Annotated in this window: 18 protein-coding genes; 9 read left to right on the top strand and 9 right to left on the bottom strand. The window is 46.1% G+C overall.

All coding sequences use genetic code 11. The annotated features are described in order from the left end of the window. Positions 1-114: 114 nt before the first annotated feature. The 3 genes from BUC05_RS01010 to BUC05_RS01000 all read right to left on the bottom strand — a co-directional run bounded on the left by BUC05_RS01010 (position 115) and on the right by BUC05_RS01000 (position 2,697). A complete protein-coding gene (locus BUC05_RS01010) occupies positions 115-966 on the bottom strand; it encodes an HAD-IIB family hydrolase (protein ID WP_035204474.1) in 852 nt (283 codons plus the stop codon). Positions 967-1,120: 154 nt separating this feature from the next. Beyond that, positions 1,121-1,477 (bottom strand): YlbF/YmcA family competence regulator, encoded by a 357-nt coding sequence (locus tag BUC05_RS01005; RefSeq protein WP_011246363.1) that lies wholly within the window; start codon positions 1,475-1,477, stop codon positions 1,121-1,123. Between the two features lie 74 nt (positions 1,478-1,551). Next, entirely contained in the window at positions 1,552-2,697 is a 1,146-nt protein-coding gene (locus tag BUC05_RS01000) for a DUF445 domain-containing protein (protein ID WP_035204470.1), read from the bottom strand. A 152-nt stretch (positions 2,698-2,849) separates the two neighbouring features. Between BUC05_RS01000 and BUC05_RS00995 the strand changes: the two genes are divergently transcribed. From BUC05_RS00995 to BUC05_RS00970, 7 genes are all read left to right on the top strand, one after another. Then, on the top strand, positions 2,850-3,074 hold the full coding sequence (locus BUC05_RS00995; protein WP_011246361.1) for a YheE family protein: 225 nt from the start codon (positions 2,850-2,852) through the stop codon (positions 3,072-3,074). Between the two features lie 45 nt (positions 3,075-3,119). After that, positions 3,120-3,281: a hypothetical protein gene (locus tag BUC05_RS21360; RefSeq protein WP_011246360.1), complete on the top strand. Its 162-nt coding sequence runs from the start codon at positions 3,120-3,122 to the stop codon at positions 3,279-3,281. A 142-nt stretch (positions 3,282-3,423) separates the two neighbouring features. Next, on the top strand, positions 3,424-4,287 hold the full coding sequence (locus BUC05_RS00990) for a PucR family transcriptional regulator (protein ID WP_073303957.1): 864 nt from the start codon (positions 3,424-3,426) through the stop codon (positions 4,285-4,287). 111 nt (positions 4,288-4,398) lie between these two features. Continuing rightward, the gene (locus BUC05_RS00985; protein ID WP_011246358.1) at positions 4,399-5,496 is read left to right on the top strand and encodes an ABC transporter ATP-binding protein; all 1,098 of its coding nucleotides are present in this window, start codon (positions 4,399-4,401) and stop codon (positions 5,494-5,496) included. 278 nt (positions 5,497-5,774) lie between these two features. Continuing rightward, positions 5,775-6,230, top strand: a complete 456-nt coding sequence (locus BUC05_RS00980; protein ID WP_011246357.1) for an RNA polymerase sigma factor — start codon at positions 5,775-5,777, stop codon at positions 6,228-6,230. A 1-nt stretch (position 6,231) separates the two neighbouring features. After that, positions 6,232-7,425: a hypothetical protein gene (locus BUC05_RS00975; RefSeq protein ID WP_073303955.1), complete on the top strand. Its 1,194-nt coding sequence runs from the start codon at positions 6,232-6,234 to the stop codon at positions 7,423-7,425. A 249-nt stretch (positions 7,426-7,674) separates the two neighbouring features. Next, entirely contained in the window at positions 7,675-7,824 is a 150-nt protein-coding gene (locus tag BUC05_RS00970; protein WP_082111792.1) for a YrzI family small protein, read from the top strand. Positions 7,825-8,008: 184 nt separating this feature from the next. On the opposite strand, the gene BUC05_RS00965 is transcribed toward BUC05_RS00970, so the two are convergent. The 5 genes from BUC05_RS00965 to BUC05_RS00945 are packed head-to-tail and all read right to left on the bottom strand — an operon-like array spanning position 8,009 to position 13,067. Continuing rightward, on the bottom strand, positions 8,009-9,538 hold the full coding sequence (locus BUC05_RS00965) for an acyl-CoA carboxylase subunit beta (protein WP_011246354.1): 1,530 nt from the start codon (positions 9,536-9,538) through the stop codon (positions 8,009-8,011). Between the two features lie 14 nt (positions 9,539-9,552). Next, entirely contained in the window at positions 9,553-10,341 is a 789-nt protein-coding gene (locus BUC05_RS00960; protein WP_082369073.1) for an enoyl-CoA hydratase-related protein, read from the bottom strand. Then, positions 10,328-10,540 (bottom strand): acetyl-CoA carboxylase biotin carboxyl carrier protein subunit, encoded by a 213-nt coding sequence (locus BUC05_RS00955; RefSeq protein ID WP_011246352.1) that lies wholly within the window; start codon positions 10,538-10,540, stop codon positions 10,328-10,330. Before BUC05_RS00955 ends, BUC05_RS00960 begins: the two co-directional genes overlap by 14 nt. Then, positions 10,537-11,898, bottom strand: a complete 1,362-nt coding sequence (locus tag BUC05_RS00950) for an acetyl-CoA carboxylase biotin carboxylase subunit (protein ID WP_035204461.1) — start codon at positions 11,896-11,898, stop codon at positions 10,537-10,539. Before BUC05_RS00950 ends, BUC05_RS00955 begins: the two co-directional genes overlap by 4 nt. Continuing rightward, positions 11,895-13,067: an acyl-CoA dehydrogenase gene (locus tag BUC05_RS00945; RefSeq protein ID WP_011246350.1), complete on the bottom strand. Its 1,173-nt coding sequence runs from the start codon at positions 13,065-13,067 to the stop codon at positions 11,895-11,897. The genes BUC05_RS00950 and BUC05_RS00945 overlap by 4 nt, the downstream gene beginning before the upstream one ends. 248 nt (positions 13,068-13,315) lie before the next feature. Here BUC05_RS00945 and BUC05_RS00940 point away from each other — a divergent pair, with 248 nt between their 5' ends. Both BUC05_RS00940 and htpX read left to right on the top strand, forming a co-directional pair. Further along, complete coding sequence (locus tag BUC05_RS00940) at positions 13,316-13,864, top strand: LemA family protein (protein ID WP_011246349.1); 549 nt, start codon at positions 13,316-13,318, stop codon at positions 13,862-13,864. A 12-nt stretch (positions 13,865-13,876) separates the two neighbouring features. Then, positions 13,877-14,752, top strand: coding sequence for a zinc metalloprotease HtpX (gene htpX, locus BUC05_RS00935; RefSeq protein ID WP_011246348.1), 876 nt, complete (start codon positions 13,877-13,879; stop codon positions 14,750-14,752). Positions 14,753-14,871: 119 nt separating this feature from the next. Here htpX and BUC05_RS00930 read toward each other — a convergent pair whose 3' ends face one another. Beyond that, positions 14,872-16,074: an aminotransferase-like domain-containing protein gene (locus BUC05_RS00930; protein WP_035204616.1), complete on the bottom strand. Its 1,203-nt coding sequence runs from the start codon at positions 16,072-16,074 to the stop codon at positions 14,872-14,874. Between the last annotated feature and the right edge of the window lies 1 nt (position 16,075).

Genomic DNA, 16,075 nt, shown 5'->3' with positions numbered 1-16,075 from the left:
CGGAATGTTGCCCTATTCCAGACAGTGAAGAGCGAATCGATGAGCATCTGCGCAAAAAATAACAATGCCTGTTGAGCGATTTCTATCGTCTTTACCCTACGACAGAGATGGACCCTAATCCACTTGTAGCCGTAGTTGCTTTCGGAACAGTTCATGGACCATAAAGGCAAAGCCGTCTTGGTCAACATTCCGTGTGACCCAGGAGGCTTTTTCTTTTAGTTTTCCACTGGCATTGCCCATCGCTACCCCGAGGCCTGCCATTTCTATCATGTCAATATCCTCCTCACCAATGCCAATCGCTACAACATCTTCCATCTCCATGCCTCGCTGTTTCGTAAGCCATTGCAATGCCCGTGCTTTTCCAGCACCAGCACCAACAAATATGCACTCTTTCCTGTTTATGCGGCTCATTTCAATGCTTTGGATCTCTTTCTGTAACACTTCGCAAATATGGTCCAAGTCTGTACTGTTTTCACATTTTACGGAGATATTAAGCGGCCCGCTCCCTTCTTTCAGAACTTGCTCATAAAGGGAATCTACATAAGTGGTCGGGTACATTAACTGTTCACCAGGAGAACTGAATGACATTCGTGCAAGCAAGTTTTGTTTTTGCAAGGGCCGAGTCGCCACAGCGTGGTCGCCATATAATAGGCGGGCATCACAGTCGAAACGTTCAAGGATATGGCAGAAATCAAGTGTTGTATCCATTTCGAGCTGGCGATTAAACCATTCATTTCTATCTGTATCTGCCACAAGCGCTCCTCCATGAGCGATTACCATGCCATCAAGCTTTAATGCTTTTGCAGCCTTTTGTGCCCGTGAAAAAGGCTGTGATGTCGTCAGGACAACTGTGATCCCTTTATACTTTAAATAATTGATCGCCTCTTTCGTCCTCCTGCTTATCTTCGAATCTTTGCCAAAAATGGCTCCATCAATATTGACCGCCAGCAGTTTATAGGCCTTCACATCCATTCCCCCTTCAATTCTCTTGATGTACTGTGAACTTGCCTCATTCTGTACTAGTATTATGATGACGAGGAAAAAAGTAGAACTGGCTGTTTGCCGCTTGCGGACCGGCCATAAAAAAACGACCTGCCTTGTTCGGCAGATCGTAAAAAACTTATTGCTCTTGTGGCGGTTCGCCATAAATGCGCTCAAGTGGCTCGGTAATGATTTTGTTCAAGTCTGTAATAATCACACTTAACCGTTGCTCCGCATCCATCAATTTTGAAATCAATTCATGCTGGGAAACGAGTTCAAATTGCTGCTGTGCTTGTTGCGCTTCTTCTTCGCTAATTTGCACGCCTTGCATTTGCTTTTGCTGCAAATCGAGCTGAAGCTTCCGGAAATTTTCAAGCATTTTTTTAGCGATGTCGTCCGCATCAATTTGCCGATGCAAGTCGTAAAGCGACTTAAATTCTTGCGTTTCTGCTAACGCTTCTTTTAGCTCGTGCGCTTTATCATACGCATTGCTCATTCATTATCACTCCTAAAGGCTAGTCTCACCGACTATAACATGAAGTCGACCGTAAATCACGCCATATGGGCCAATTAATAGAAAAAATGTACGATAACGGCTTGAATGAGGCCGACGATTCCGCCAATCAAGCCGCCGAGAAGGGTAATCATATGCAATTCCCGTCTCGTAATGTTCATTATTAATTTTTCTAAATGCGCCATTGAGAACGAGGCTACTTGCTCTTCAATTACTTCCTCCAGACGGAGCTTGCTAAGGATATCGGCAATATGTTGTTCCATGTAAACCGTTACCATGCCGACAATGACAGGGACACCCCGTTCAACGAGTGGTTCTGCATATGGCGTTGTCCATGTACTTAAAGGCGCGTTATACCAATTTAAAACAGGTATCTTTCCTTCAAGCTCTTCTGCAGCTTTATCAACAAACTGATCGACATAGTTCTCTGCCTGAAAAGAAGCAAGCGGTCTGTTGAGCATACGGTGCCACTCCGTTTGAAGCAAGCTTTGCACCGTTTCCTTTGTCTGTTCATCATGAAGGAATTTTTTAATTTCAGGCAACACATATTCCGTCAACTTATCAGCAGAAAAAAACATGGATACCATGCTGCCGACTTTTCCTTTTGTCGTCAAAAACTGTCTCACCATTGCACCAATCCGCTGCTCGCCTTCTTCGCTGTCAATATAAGCGGTTGCCCGTTTTAACAACAAGGCTGACGCCTCTGGAAGCCAGTCCGTCAAACGATCCTGCAATTCTTGTGGGACGACGCTTTTAATAGGCACTTCCTTGTTTTTTTGTAAATAGCGTTTGAGGCGGTCCTTCAGCCATGATTTGGATTGGACGACAAGCTGTTCACGGCCAATATCTGCCTGAAACAGCGGCTTTAAAATCGACTCAACGGTTCGTTCGCTCCTAAGCCAGCTCGCAAGCTGTTTTTTTAGCCAGTTGGTTAGTTCAGCTGCAAAAGCGGTACTGCCAAATTTTTTGCCGAGCCCCTCAGCTGTAAGCAAATGATTGGCGACAATATTGCCAAGCTGGACGGCAAGTTCTTTTTGTCGCCGAGGCAGTAAGCCAGGTGTAAAGGGAAGTTGCCATTTGCCAATTGAGTATGCCCGATGGGGGCGGAATAACATGCGGATTGCAAGGGCGTTTGTCGCCGCACCTACAATAGCGCCGACGACGGCGAGTAAAAGTACTAACCATATCCAGTGCACAGTCATATGCCTGCTTTCTAAAGCCAGCAGGCTTCCTCCTTTTTCCAGGAATGCGGACCTAAATCCATTGTTCTATTATAGCTGATTTTTTTTGATCATGAAATGCCACCTATGGTACACTCTATGTAAGCCCTTACATAAAAATGGAGGTGTTTTCTGTGCTTGTCCATTTCCAATACAAGCCTCTTTCTGTCCACGGCCGTAAACAAAAATGGAGTTTTTCTTGCTATTTTGAAGGGCGCTTTGTCGCTGGCACGTACCACTATGACGGCTCAATTTTGTGGCAAAACGCCCCTCATGACATAAATAAACAGTTGCAATTAGAAAAATCGATCCATGATTTAATGCTTTACCATGTGTATGAAGCAGAACAGCATATTTAATCATTTTGACTCTTTTGGTGCATGTTAATACCAGGAGGGATGATGATGCCAAACAAAGAAAAACGGGACTCTGAGGCGCGGGCAAAATTTGAACTGGACGTGGACCGATATGTGAATGAAGGTTTACATGGAGGAACCGTTAACCCCCGCTCAGGCGGACGGATTGAAGAAGATGTCCCCCAAGAAAAACAAAGCAAGCGCTCTTAGTTTTTTCTAGTCCAACAAACACAAACCGCAGCCAGCAGCGCTGGCGGTAAGGGAAGAGACGTTTAGAAGCGTGAAAAGAAGCCTCCGAGAGGCTTCTTTTTTGTTATACTAGCCTAAAAAGACCTGGAAAGGTACGTGAACGATGATCACTGAACTAAAAACACAATTTGCCCATGCCTTATGGAAACCAGGGGACAACCTGTCGGATCGTTGGGCGCTGCAATCAGAAAGCCGTGATACGGTTTCTTTTAACCGCCAAAAGCTAACAGACAGAGAGCAGCTATTGTTGTCTTTGCTTTTAAGTGAACCTCTGTCTCCTCCTGCTCCACAAACAAAAGAAGAAAACGCATGGCACGCTTATTTGTTCGGCGACGGGCAACAGCCGCCAACAGAAGAAACCATTTGCGCTGTTCATTTTCAATTGGAAAAGCCTCTTGAAGACTTTGCCGCTTTTCGTGAAGCGGTTCTTAATACATTTCCTCCCTATACTTGTTTCGTATGGCAAAACAGCATGTCCGGCATGTTGTTGTTCCCTTCGGCCGCAGAGGATGTTGATTTAGATGCAGTTGTCGAATTGATTGAAACAGACTTTTACATCGGCATCTCGTTCATGGTCGGCACACCAGTGGAAGGACCAAAAGCAAAGGCGGCATGGCGATTTGAAAGCGAGTTGTTTGCTTTCTGTAAAGACGATCAAACCAAAAAGAAGCGCCACGTATTGCAAGCAGCGGAAGCTGGTTTAGCTTACTTACTAAAGCAAACCCCTTCGTTCGAGCTCGAAAAGCTGCGCGCCCATTTTCTTCCTCAGGAAATTGTTGACGACAAAGAGCTGGTAAGAACGGTACGCGTATACTTACTGGAAAATATGAATAGCACAAAAGCGGCTAAAACCCTCCATTTGCACCGCAATAGCTTGCAATACAGAATCGACAAGTTTGTTGCCGTCACTGGAATTGATATACGCACTTTTCCAAACGCCGCCTTTGTTGCTTTGCTGCTTCCATAACCCGCGGCATGCTGCACAGGTTGACCGTTATTTTTTGTGCACTTTTTCCATAGCGCCATCATTATGAAAGGGGTTACAATACAAACAATAACTAAGGAGGGGAAACGACAAATGGCTTCGATTCAATTAAAAAATGTGTATAAAGTATATGATGGGGATGTTACGGCTGTTACAGACTTCAACTTAGACATTGAAGACAAGGAGTTTATTGTTTTCGTCGGCCCATCAGGCTGTGGTAAATCCACTACATTGCGAATGATCGCTGGGCTTGAAGAGATTTCCCAAGGCGACCTTATCATTGGCGATAAACGAATGAATGATGTCGCTCCAAAAGACCGGGATATTGCGATGGTTTTCCAAAACTACGCATTGTATCCACATATGAACGTATATGATAATATGGCATTCGGGCTTAAACTGCGCAAATTTAAAAAAGAAGAAATTAAAACCCGCGTACATAATGCGGCGAAAATCCTTGGACTTGAAGAAATGCTTGACCGGAAACCAAAAGCAATGTCCGGCGGGCAACGTCAACGTGTTGCTCTTGGACGGGCGATCGTCCGTGATCCGCAAGTGTTTTTAATGGACGAACCACTGTCCAACTTGGACGCGAAGCTTCGTGTGCAAATGCGTGCTGAGATTACAAAATTGCATAAGCGCTTACAAACAACGACCATTTATGTAACCCATGACCAAACAGAAGCGATGACGATGGCGACACGGATCGTTATCATGAAAGATGGCTTTATCCAACAAATCGGCACACCGAAAGATGTGTACGACAATCCGGAAAATATTTTCGTCGGCGGTTTTATCGGCTCTCCATCTATGAACTTTATTTCAGGCCATTTAGATGGAAGCGATTTCGTAGTCAAAGAGCAGCGCATACGCGTCCCAGAAGGGAAAATGTCTATCTTACGGGAACAAGGCTTTCAAGATAAAGAACTGATTCTCGGCATACGCCCTGAGGATATTCATGATGAGCCCGTATTCATTTCTTCCTCACCAGACACGAAAATCAATGCGTTGATCGATGTAGCGGAATTGACTGGTGCTGAAATGGTGCTTTACTCATCGATTGACGGCCAAGAATTCGTCGCTCGTGTTGATTCACGGACAACAGCGAAAAGCGGCGATACGATTGAGCTTGCTTTTAATATGAATAAAGCACACTTCTTTAACCCAGAAAACGAACAACGCATTCGCTAAAACGTTTCACTTCTCATGATAAAAAGTCACTAAGCGGCCTTGCCTCTGTACGTAACAGGGGAAGGCCTCTTTTTGCTACATAATGACTGCTTCCCTTCAAGCATGCTCGCTTCCACTATAAATCCTCTTTTCTTGAAGGCCGTCCCATTGCTTAAAACTTTTTTATCAATGACCAACAGTTTCGTTCATTGAAACGTTCTCTTTATGAAAGGGAAACATTGAATCTCGATTGAATGTACAATGAACGGAGGACAGATGCAGAATAGGTAGGTGACATATTGGCGACATTTGAAGATTTACATGGAGATTTACGGCGCTTCGCTTATTCAATTGCCCGCCATGAACACGAAGCCAATGACTTGCTTCAAGACGCGTTCGAGAAAGCACTGGTACACAGCGAACTTGAACAGTGGCCGCGCCATAAACAAAAGGCATGGTTTTATCGAGTGATGAAAAACGAGCTAATTGACCAGCGCCGCAAGCTCCAACGAGAAACGGAGTGGGAAGAAGCAAACGAACCAGCCTTTCAAGCTGCTGGCCTAACAGCGATTGAAACAGCGGACTTGCTTCGCTCCCTCTCCCCTATTCAAAGTGATATTGTTTTCAAACGCTATTGGATCGGGCTTTCCAGCAACGAAATTAGCGAACAAACCGCGTTAACGGCATCAACCGTACGCTACCATTTAGCGCAAGCAATCAAGACGCTGCGCAAACAATTAGAGGAGGATGAATGAAATGGGAATGACGATTGGAAATGTCGGATTGTTAAACATGGTGAATGCTACCGAAGAGAGCATTCGCGATATTGAAAAAATCGAAAATGTCGGACTTGTAATCTACGCAAAAGAGACAGCGCCTCTCCTTTCAAAATTAACTATCAACAACATCGGCCAGACATTGGAAACTAGTTATCAAGCACGCATCGTCAACGGTCGTTTGCTCATTGATTCCGCCTTTTTGGAGGCGATGCTCGAACCATGTACCTTTCTAGTGAACGGCCTGGTTATAGTCGCAAAGGATGTGACGGTCGAGCAGCTCAAACAGGCAGTCTGCCAAATCGTTGTGCACGGTAGCGTTTATGCTCCTCCCGCTCTAAAAGGGGCCGTCAACCTTCTGTTAAAAACGGTCTCTGGTTCCGTTGAAACGTACACAGACCACTTGCCTCAAATTGAAACCACTAGCATTCAATTGACCAATAGCTACCTAAAGGCACTTCCACCTGGCCAACTTCTTATCGTCAATGGCAAGCTCGAATTGGCGCCTGATCTTGACATGGCCTTGTTTTCAGACAGAATTGCACGTCTCACCATTAACGGAAAGGCGCTTCTGTATGCCACACAAGAACAGGGTTTTTATGAGAAGGCTTCTATTGTGGGCAAAGTGGCGATTGTTCCCTCTGGTTTTCAAGTAACGACGGGGACACTGCGCTTAGATGAACATTCGATCAAACGGTTTAGGGGCAGCTCGCTTTACACCACCAAGCCGTTGCTGTTACAAAAGGGCATTTCCAGAGAACAATTGCAGGCAGCTTTCACCGCTATTCACTCAACTTCCTACATTGTCTGCCATGAGGAAATTGAAGACTTAGTGTACGAACGCTTGGATCGATTTGAAACAGACGTTCTTTCCTATTCTGGTGCCTTTCGTTTCATTGAAAAAGAGAACTGGCAACAAGAAGACGTTGAGTGGTTGGAAGCAAATACGACGATTGTTGTCGACGACACATTAACCATTACAGAAAAAATAGCCGAGAACGTTCTAAACAAAAAAATTGGCACACTTGATTTATTTGGCTCAGTCTACACAGCTGACGCTGCCCAAAAAGCATTGCTGCAAAGCAAACTGCGGACACCTGAAGGAATCCTCGTTGACCAATCCAATCAAAGTGCGAAAAATCGAATGGGAAACATTGGAGAACTTACCCTTTAAAACAAGGTAAAATCGATAGGCTTTTAATTCACAAGCCTAGGCAAGCAGCCCCCTCCCCTGCACTCTTTATTTAAAAGAAGCAGGGGTTCGTTTCACCCACGTGTTACACAAGTGAGAGCCTTTTGTGCGGAGAAACGTTCAATCGGATTCGTCATGAAAAGCAAGCCTGGAAAAACCAAGTGAAAATAGCTGGCAACGACGAAAAGGAAGGAAACGCATACCGTTACTAGAAAGGAGGCCGCAAAAACAATGACATTTTCATTCCTTTTTTTCACGATTACCATTAAAAAGCGCAAGCACTTAGACTATTCACAAGCCGAACTGGAAGCGTTTATCCATGACGAAAACATTGAAAAGCACTTAGAAGCGATCAAAACGCGTTATTGGCACCACCTTTAATTGAACGAGTAAAAGAGACGAAATGACGCCTACTGCTGTAACGTGCCCGTCCTCTAAATACCTCTGTCCGTATACGAGAAGAAGCGATTGTTTCGTGATCATCTATCCATACGAAAAAGGCCCATAAGACCGTCACTGGCCTTATCGGGCACAAGGGGATTTATTATTGTTCAAGCGCTCTGTCTTAAACGGGATAAACAGGATGTTTTCGTTCGCTAAACACCATCCGCTTGCTTTCATAAAAAGCAAAGCGCTGCCCCAATTCTTGTCGTAAGTCATTGCCGTTGACAACCCCGTCGATAACTAGCTCTGAAGCAAGGCGATAAACATCGATATCTCGTTTATATGCTTCACGTTTTTCCTCTATAAATGCTTTCCGCTCCTGTTCCCCAAGTTCAGCAATTTTGTTTGCATATACGGCGTTGACCGCAGCTTCTGGCCCCATCACCGCAATTTGTGCTTGCGGAAGGGCAAGGCAACAATCTGGGTCAAAAGCAGGCCCGGCCATTGCATACAGTCCGGCCCCGTATGCTTTTCGAACGATGACGGAAATTTTCGGTACAGTCGCTTCAGCCATAGCGGCAATCATTTTTGCACCATGGCGAATAATGCCAGCACGTTCGACTTTGGTGCCGATCATAAAACCTGGAATGTCCGCTAAAAACAAAAGCGGCAGATGAAAAGCATCACAAAGAGTAATGAAGCGAGCGGCTTTGTCAGCTGAGTCTGGAAACAATACTCCGCCTTTTGCCTTTGGTTGATTGGCGACAATGCCGATTGCCTGCCCGTTTAACCGGGCAAAGCCAGTGATGAGTTCTGGAGCAAAGTTTCGCTTGATTTCAAAAAAACTGTCGTTGTCGACAAGGCGCTCGAGCAAGTCATACATATTAAAAGGTGCATTTTGATTTTGCGGGATCAAATCCTCGATTGTTTTTGGCACATCTTTCGGCGGCCGCGCCTCTTTACTAGGCGGCTTCTCTTTATAGCTTGGCGGCAAATAACTTAAATAAGCACGCGCCTGGGAAATCGCGTCTTCCTCGTTTTTGGCTAGAATATCGCCACAGCCTGACACACTGCAGTGCATGCTGGCGCCGCCCATTTCTTCAAGTGTGACATCCTCGCCAATAACCATTTGTGCCATCCGCGGCGAACCTAAATACATGGAAGCATTTCCGTCCACCATAATAACAACATCGCAAAATGCAGGAATGTACGCGCCGCCCGCAGCTGAAGGACCAAAAAGAATACAAACTTGCGGAATTCTTCCTGACAGTTTTACTTGATTGCTAAAAATACGGCCTGCCCCTCGCCGCCCTGGAAACATCTCAACTTGGTCAGTAATTCTTGCACCAGCTGAGTCAACCAAATACAACAACGGCACGGACAATTTTTCTGCCGTTTCTTGAATACGGATGATTTTCTCAACCGTCCGCGCTCCCCAAGAACCTGCCTTAACGGTCGAATCATTCGCCATCACACAAACAGGCTTGCCGTCTATCGTACCCATTCCGCAAATGACTCCGTCTGCTGGCAGACCGTCCGCTTCACAGTTAGCAAACAAGCCGTCTTCAGTAGTCAAGCCGTCATCAAGCAACAACTGCAAACGCTCCCTGGCAAACAATTTGCCTTTCTTCGCATTTTGTTGATGGTATTTCGTATGGCCGCCTTTAAAAATTTCCGTTTCCTTCGCCAATTTGGTTTGCTCAAATGTCATCTCGCTCTCAACTCCTATTTGCCTTTGTAAACGGGAGGGCGCTTTTCTTTGAATGAAGCAAGCCCTTCTAAACGATCTTCGGTTTGCAATGTCTGCAAATATGCTTCGCGTTCCACAGCCAAAGCGGCTTCAAGAGGAAGGGCTGCCCCTTCGTTGATTGCCTTTTTTGCTGCTTGCAACGCAATCGGGCCGTTGCTCGCCATCTCGACCGCCAACTGTGAAGCAGCTGCGGATGTTTTTTCTCGAGGCAGTGCCCATTCGCACAAACCGTATTTACGGGCTTCTGTTCCAGTTAAACGCCTTGCCGTGAAAATGAGTTCCTTTGCCTTTCCTGGGCCAATTAAACGAGGCAGCCGCTGCGTCCCCCCAGCTCCTGGAATAATCGCCAATTTGGTTTCGGTCAAACCATAAAAACTGTCTTCGGCAAAAATGCGGACATCGCAAGCAAGACACAGTTCCAACCCACCGCCAAAGGCACTGCCCCCTACGTCGGCAATGACGGGCTGTGGAAGCTTTTCCACCCGTGCAATCACCTCACCTATCCGCTTGACCGCATAAATGGCCTCGCTTTCTGTCATGTTTGCCCGTTCTTTTAAGTCAGCGCCGGCACAAAACGCTTTTTCGCCTGCGCCAGCTAAAATAACAACACGGATGTTGTGCTCTTGTGCAACCCAGTCGCAAGCCGCTTCGAGCTCATCTAAAAGCGCAAGCGAGAGCGCATTGGCTGCTTGTGGACGGTTTAACGTAATACGGGCAATTCCATCGTGAGCTGCTGTCTGCACAAGCGTTTTACTCGAGCTCAATCAAAACGTCCCCTTCGTTGACAAACTCCCCTTCTGGCTTGACGATCGCCTTGACTTTCCCTGCGCGTTCTGCCTCAATTGGAATCTCCATTTTCATTGATTCTAAAATGGCGACTTCATCTCCAGCCTTCACTTCGTCGCCTTCTTTTACAGTAACTTTCCAAACGTTCCCTGCCATTGTCGCTGTAATATGGTTCATGCTTCTCTCTCCTTTATGAAAAGTTCTTCTTTATAATCATTTATAAAAGATGTAGGCGTGTTGCCTTCAATAAAAGCTTGGTGATCGCATATTGCCCGCAAAAGAGGCAGATTGGTTTTTACCCCTGTTATGTCATAGTCATTGAGCGCTTCCTTTAATCGAGTAATCGCTTCAATGCGCGTGCCCCCTTTAACAATGAGCTTAGCGATCATCGGATCATAAAACGGGGTAATCACGCTTCCTGCTTTCACCGGACATTCATGGCGGATAAAAGGTTGTTTCGGAAGAGAGATGTCCTTTATCATCCCAGGCGAAGGGAAAAAGCGTATTGGGTCTTCTGCATAAATGCGGACTTCGATCGCATGGCCGCTGCCTCTGAGCTCATGCTGCTGCCACGGCAGCACATCGCCATTTGCTATCCGCAATTGCCATTCCACAAGATCAATGCCAAAGACTTCCTCTGTCACTGGATGTTCGACTTGCAGCCGTGTATTCATTTCCAAAAAGTAATAATTTCCGTCGCTGTCTAGCAAACATTCAATTGTACCAGCATTTTCATAACCAATGGCGGCAGCTGCTTTTTTCGCCATTTCCTCCATCGCCTCACGAGTCGTTTGGTCTAAAAAAGGAGATGGCGCTTCTTCAACAACTTTTTGATGTCTCCTTTGAATGGAACATTCCCGCTCCCCAAATGCGAGGATATGGCCATCGCTGTCAGCGAGCACTTGAATTTCAATGTGACGCGGCCGCTCAAGCAACTTCTCCAAATAAAGAGAGCTGTCGCCAAAAAACATACGTGCTTTCTTTTCGTTTCGGGCAAAAGCTGCTTCGATTTCCTCTTCATTCCGGCACACGTCAATGCCGATGCCGCCGCCACCTGAAGCGGCTTTGACCATAACCGGAAAGCCAATTTCCCTTGCTTTCGTCTTTGCTTCTGCTGCTGAGGCAAGAGCGCTACTTCCTGGAATAACAGGGATGCCCGCTGCCTCCATCGTCTTTCTAGCTTGCAATTTATCGCCCATCAGCGCAATTGCCGTTGCTGAAGGGCCAATAAAGGTTAGCCCATTGTCCTTACAGGCGGTCGCAAATGAAGCTTGCTCGGACAACAGCCCGTAACCGGGATGAATGGCATCAGCTTTTGCTTGTTTGGCAACAGCCAAAATCTGTTCTTGGTTTAAATAGCTCTCCTGGACACGTGAACCGCCAATGCAGTAGGCCTCGTCGGCAAGCGTGACGTGTTCTGCATTGCAATCAGCTTCTGAATAAACAGCGATAGTCTTTACGCCAAGCTTTTTGCATGTACGGATAATGCGCGAGGCAATTTCGCCACGGTTGGCAATTAATACTGTATTGATCACCGTTTCGCCTCCTTTTGCTGTAAAGCTGCTAACCCTAAATGCCTAGCAATGACAAGGCGTTGGATTTCCGAAGTGCCTTCGCCAATTTCCAATAGCTTGGCATCACGGAGCATCCGTTCTACTTCATATTCGCGCATATAGCCATAGCCGCCATGAATTTGCAAGGCCTGGTTGCATGTGCGTGTTGCCATTTCAGAAGCGAACAGTTTGGCATAGGCCGCTTCTTTGCCAAACGGTGCTCCTGCATCCTTTAAAGCAGCTGCCTTGTGCACCATATTACGAGCAAGTTCAATTTCCATCGCCATATCGGCTAGCTTAAATTGAATCGCTTGGAATGAGCCGATCGGCTTCGAAAATTGTTTTCGTTCTTTCGCATAGGCTAACGCCCGGTCAAAGGCCGCTTGGGCAATGCCGACTGCAAGGGCTGCAATTGAAATTCGCCCACCATCCAACGTGTAAAGGAATTGACTGAAGCCTTTTCCAGGATCGCCGAGCAAATTGCTTTCAGGGACACGGACATCTTCAAGGACAAGTTCACATGTGTTTGAAGCGCGGACACCCATTTTGTCGTAAGGAGCCGTAATCGTAAAACCAGGTGTATCTGTTGGTACAATAAACGCTGAAATCCGTTTTTTGCCGTTTGATTGCGTTCCGGTAACGGCAGTAATGATAACGGTTTGCGCGTACATCGCATTCGTGATCCAACATTTCTCACCATTAAGAATATAGTCGCCGTTTTCAAAGACAGCTTTTGTCTGCGTCCCACCCGCGTCAGAACCAGCATTTGGTTCTGTTAACCCGAATGCACCAAGGGATTCGCCTTTTGCAAGTGGAACTAAATAGGTTTGCTTTTGTTCTTCTGTGCCGTAGTAGAAAATCGGACTTGCACCAAGAGATACCGCTGCAGCATAACTCAAGCCGGTACCGCCGCATGCGTAGCCGATTTCTTCGACAGCAAGTGCATAAGAGACCGTATCTCCTCCTGACCCGCCGTATTTTTCGGGGAACGGCAAACCGAGCAAGCCAAGCTGCCCCATCTTTTTAAAAATCGTCTCTGGAAAACGCGAATCTCGATCTAGCTCTCGCGCCAGTGGGGCAATTTCCTTGCGGGCAAATTGCCTAACCATGTCTTTAATCATTTCTTGGTCTTTTGTCAGTCTGACTGTCATGGCATGCTCTCCTTCTTTTCATAATCTGAGCGACCGTTCAGGAAAAGCCAACTTTTAGAAATGAAAGCGTTACCAAAATCGTAACGTACTCTTTTTCGTAAGTCAAATCCTTTCTGTTTATCCTATTTGCCCCATCCAGTGGCTATGCTGTTCTTTTCACGCCATCCATGCTAGACTTTTTTTATGAAAAACGAAACTTCGACTTTTGCTGTCCGTAAATGGTATTAAAAGAAAGGTGGTACATAGAGATGATTATTCTTATCATTGTCATCATTGCTGTTATTGGGCTTGCTTGGATTGCTAGCTACAACTCACTCGTCAAGCACCGAAATTGGGCCGAGGAATCGTGGGCACAAATTGATGTGCAGTTAAAGCGACGCTATGATTTAATTCCAAATCTCGTTGAAACCGTAAAAGGCTACGCCAAACATGAACAGGAAACGTTGACTGGCGTCATTGAAAAACGAAACGTCATTGCCCAGCCGAATGCGAGCCGCCACGAACGTGTCGAGCAAAATGCTGAGCTAAACGGCATGCTTAGGCAATTATTTGCCCTTGGGGAATCGTATCCCGATTTAAAAGCGAACAAAAACTTTTTGCAGCTTCAGGAAGAGCTTGCTGGAACAGAAAATAAAATTGCGTACGCCCGTCAAGCTTATAATTCAACTGTGATGCGCTATAATACTAAGCTGGAGTCGTTTCCATCCAATCTGATTGCTAATATTCATTCTTTTATGCGCATGGAACTCCTTGACATTCCTGATGAGGAAAAAGAACCGGTAAAAGTGCAATTTTAAGGAGGGGAGCCATTGTTTCATATCCAGATTGCCCGCAATAAACGAAAGACGGTTTTTTTGGTCGCCCTCTTTATTGTTTTTGTTCTCTTGATCGGCGCCGCTATTACGTACGTGCGTGCCGGCGATTACGTAAGCGGCGCTATTTTTGCCGCGGTCATCGCCGGAGGCTATACGATTTTTATGATTTCCACAAGCACCAATGTTGTCATGCGCATGAACCACGCCCGTGAGATCACTTCATCAACGGAACAGCCGTTTTTATGGCACACCGTCGAGGGATTAGCCATTGCAGCGCGGATCCCGATGCCGCGAATTTTTATTATTCAAGACAAAAGCCCGAATGCCTTTGCAACAGGGATTTCGCCAAAATCAGGCGCTGTAGCCGTCACTTCCGGATTGATGGAGCGCCTCTCCCGCGAAGAAATTGAAGGTGTGCTTGCTCATGAAGTGGCCCATATTCGCAATTATGATATACGCTTATCTACCATTGCCGTCGCTCTCGTATCGGCAATCGCCATATTGAGCGATCTCGGCATGCGTTTTTTCGTATTTTCTGGAGGACGTAATAAAGACAACAAGCATCCGCTTATTCTCATCATTGCGATTTTCCTCGTCTTGCTTTCGCCGCTTGTGGCCACGATGATGCAGCTTGCCATTTCCCGCAACCGCGAGTATTTGGCTGATGCGAGTGCAGTTGAGTTGACCCGCAACCCTGTAGCGTTAGCAAGCGCACTGGAAACTATTACGAATACGCGTATTCCTGTGGAAGAAGCATCGTCTTCAACCGCATCGCTATACTTTGCGGACCCGTTAAAAAAGAAAGCCGCTTCGTTATTTTCAACCCATCCGCCGCCAGAAGAACGGATAAAACGATTGCGGAATATGTGAACGATCTTCAGATTGATAGAAAACGCTTGTCAGCCGAAATGAACAACGAAGGATGCGAGCATTTACCAAAAGAAAGACAGCCTCGTCTAAGACGAGGCTGTCTTTTGCTAAGCGATTAGTTAGTTCAATAGCAATGACTGCTCTTTCGCTTCTTCAAAAATGCCGAGCATAATGCCCATACCTTTTTCAATTTCTGCATCAGTTGCATGAGTGAAGTTAAGGCGCAGTGTATTTAATTGCGGGGCTCCTGCATAAAATGGCCGTCCTGGTACATAGGCCATTCCCTTTTCTACAGCGCGTGGCAGCAAAGCTTCTGTATTAATGTGCGGTTCTGCCTCTACCCATAGGAACATGCCGCCTTCTGGTTCGATAAACTGAATCGAGCCGCGCTCTTTCGCCTCTTTCAAACAATCAACCATGACATTCTTCCGGTGTCCGTACAACTCACTAATGTTATGAATATGACCATCAAAATCGAAGTCGCGGCATAGATGGTAAAGTGCCTGATGGCCAATCGAGTTGGAGTGCAAGTCATTGGCTTGTTTCGCTTGCGCCATCATGCGGATAATTTGGTATGGGCCCGTTATCCAACCCGTCCGCAAAGCAGGAACGGCCGTTTTGGAAAACGTACTCGTATACAACACATGGGAGCCATCATCAAGAGCCGCAATTGGCGTATAGCCTCCTGGAGTAAATTGGATGTCGCCGTATGGATCGTCTTCAAAAATAAGAACATGGTGCTTACGCGCTAAGCCCACTAGTTCTTTGCGCCGCTCAAGCGTCCAAACACGGCCTGTCGGGTTTGAAAATGTTGGAACCACATAAATGACTTTAGGCTTATATTCTTTTATTTTTCGAACTAAATCGTCCATCATCATTCCGTCTGCATCACATTTAACAGGAATAATTGTCGCTTCGTACGACTGAAAAACTTGCAATGCAGCTAAATAAGTTGGCTCTTCCGTAAAAATGACGTCCCCTGGTCCGATCATCACGCGGGAAAATAAATCGATTGCCTGCTGCGAACCAGTCGTTAATAACATCTCATCAGCGGTTAAGCCTGTTATGCCTTTTTTCTCCATCCGTTCGAGAATGACTTCGCGCAAAGGCAGATACCCCTCTGTTTCTCCGTATTGCAATGCCTTATTTCCACTTGCAAACACGCGGCTAAATGCTTCTTCAATCGCCTTTAGCGGAAATAAGCCATCATCTGGCAAGCCTCCTGCAAAGGAAATGACGTCCCCCCGGTTCACCACTTTTAATATGTCTCGTACAGCTGATGACTTCAAATGGCGAACCCTTTGTGCAAATGCATATTTCATC

It is taken from the genome of Shouchella rhizosphaerae (genome assembly GCF_900142675.1).
GTDB lineage: Bacteria > Bacillota > Bacilli > Bacillales > Bacillaceae_D > Shouchella > Shouchella rhizosphaerae.
The sequence above is the reverse complement of the archived record's forward strand: the minus strand, read 5'-3'. Positions and strand labels throughout refer to the sequence as shown.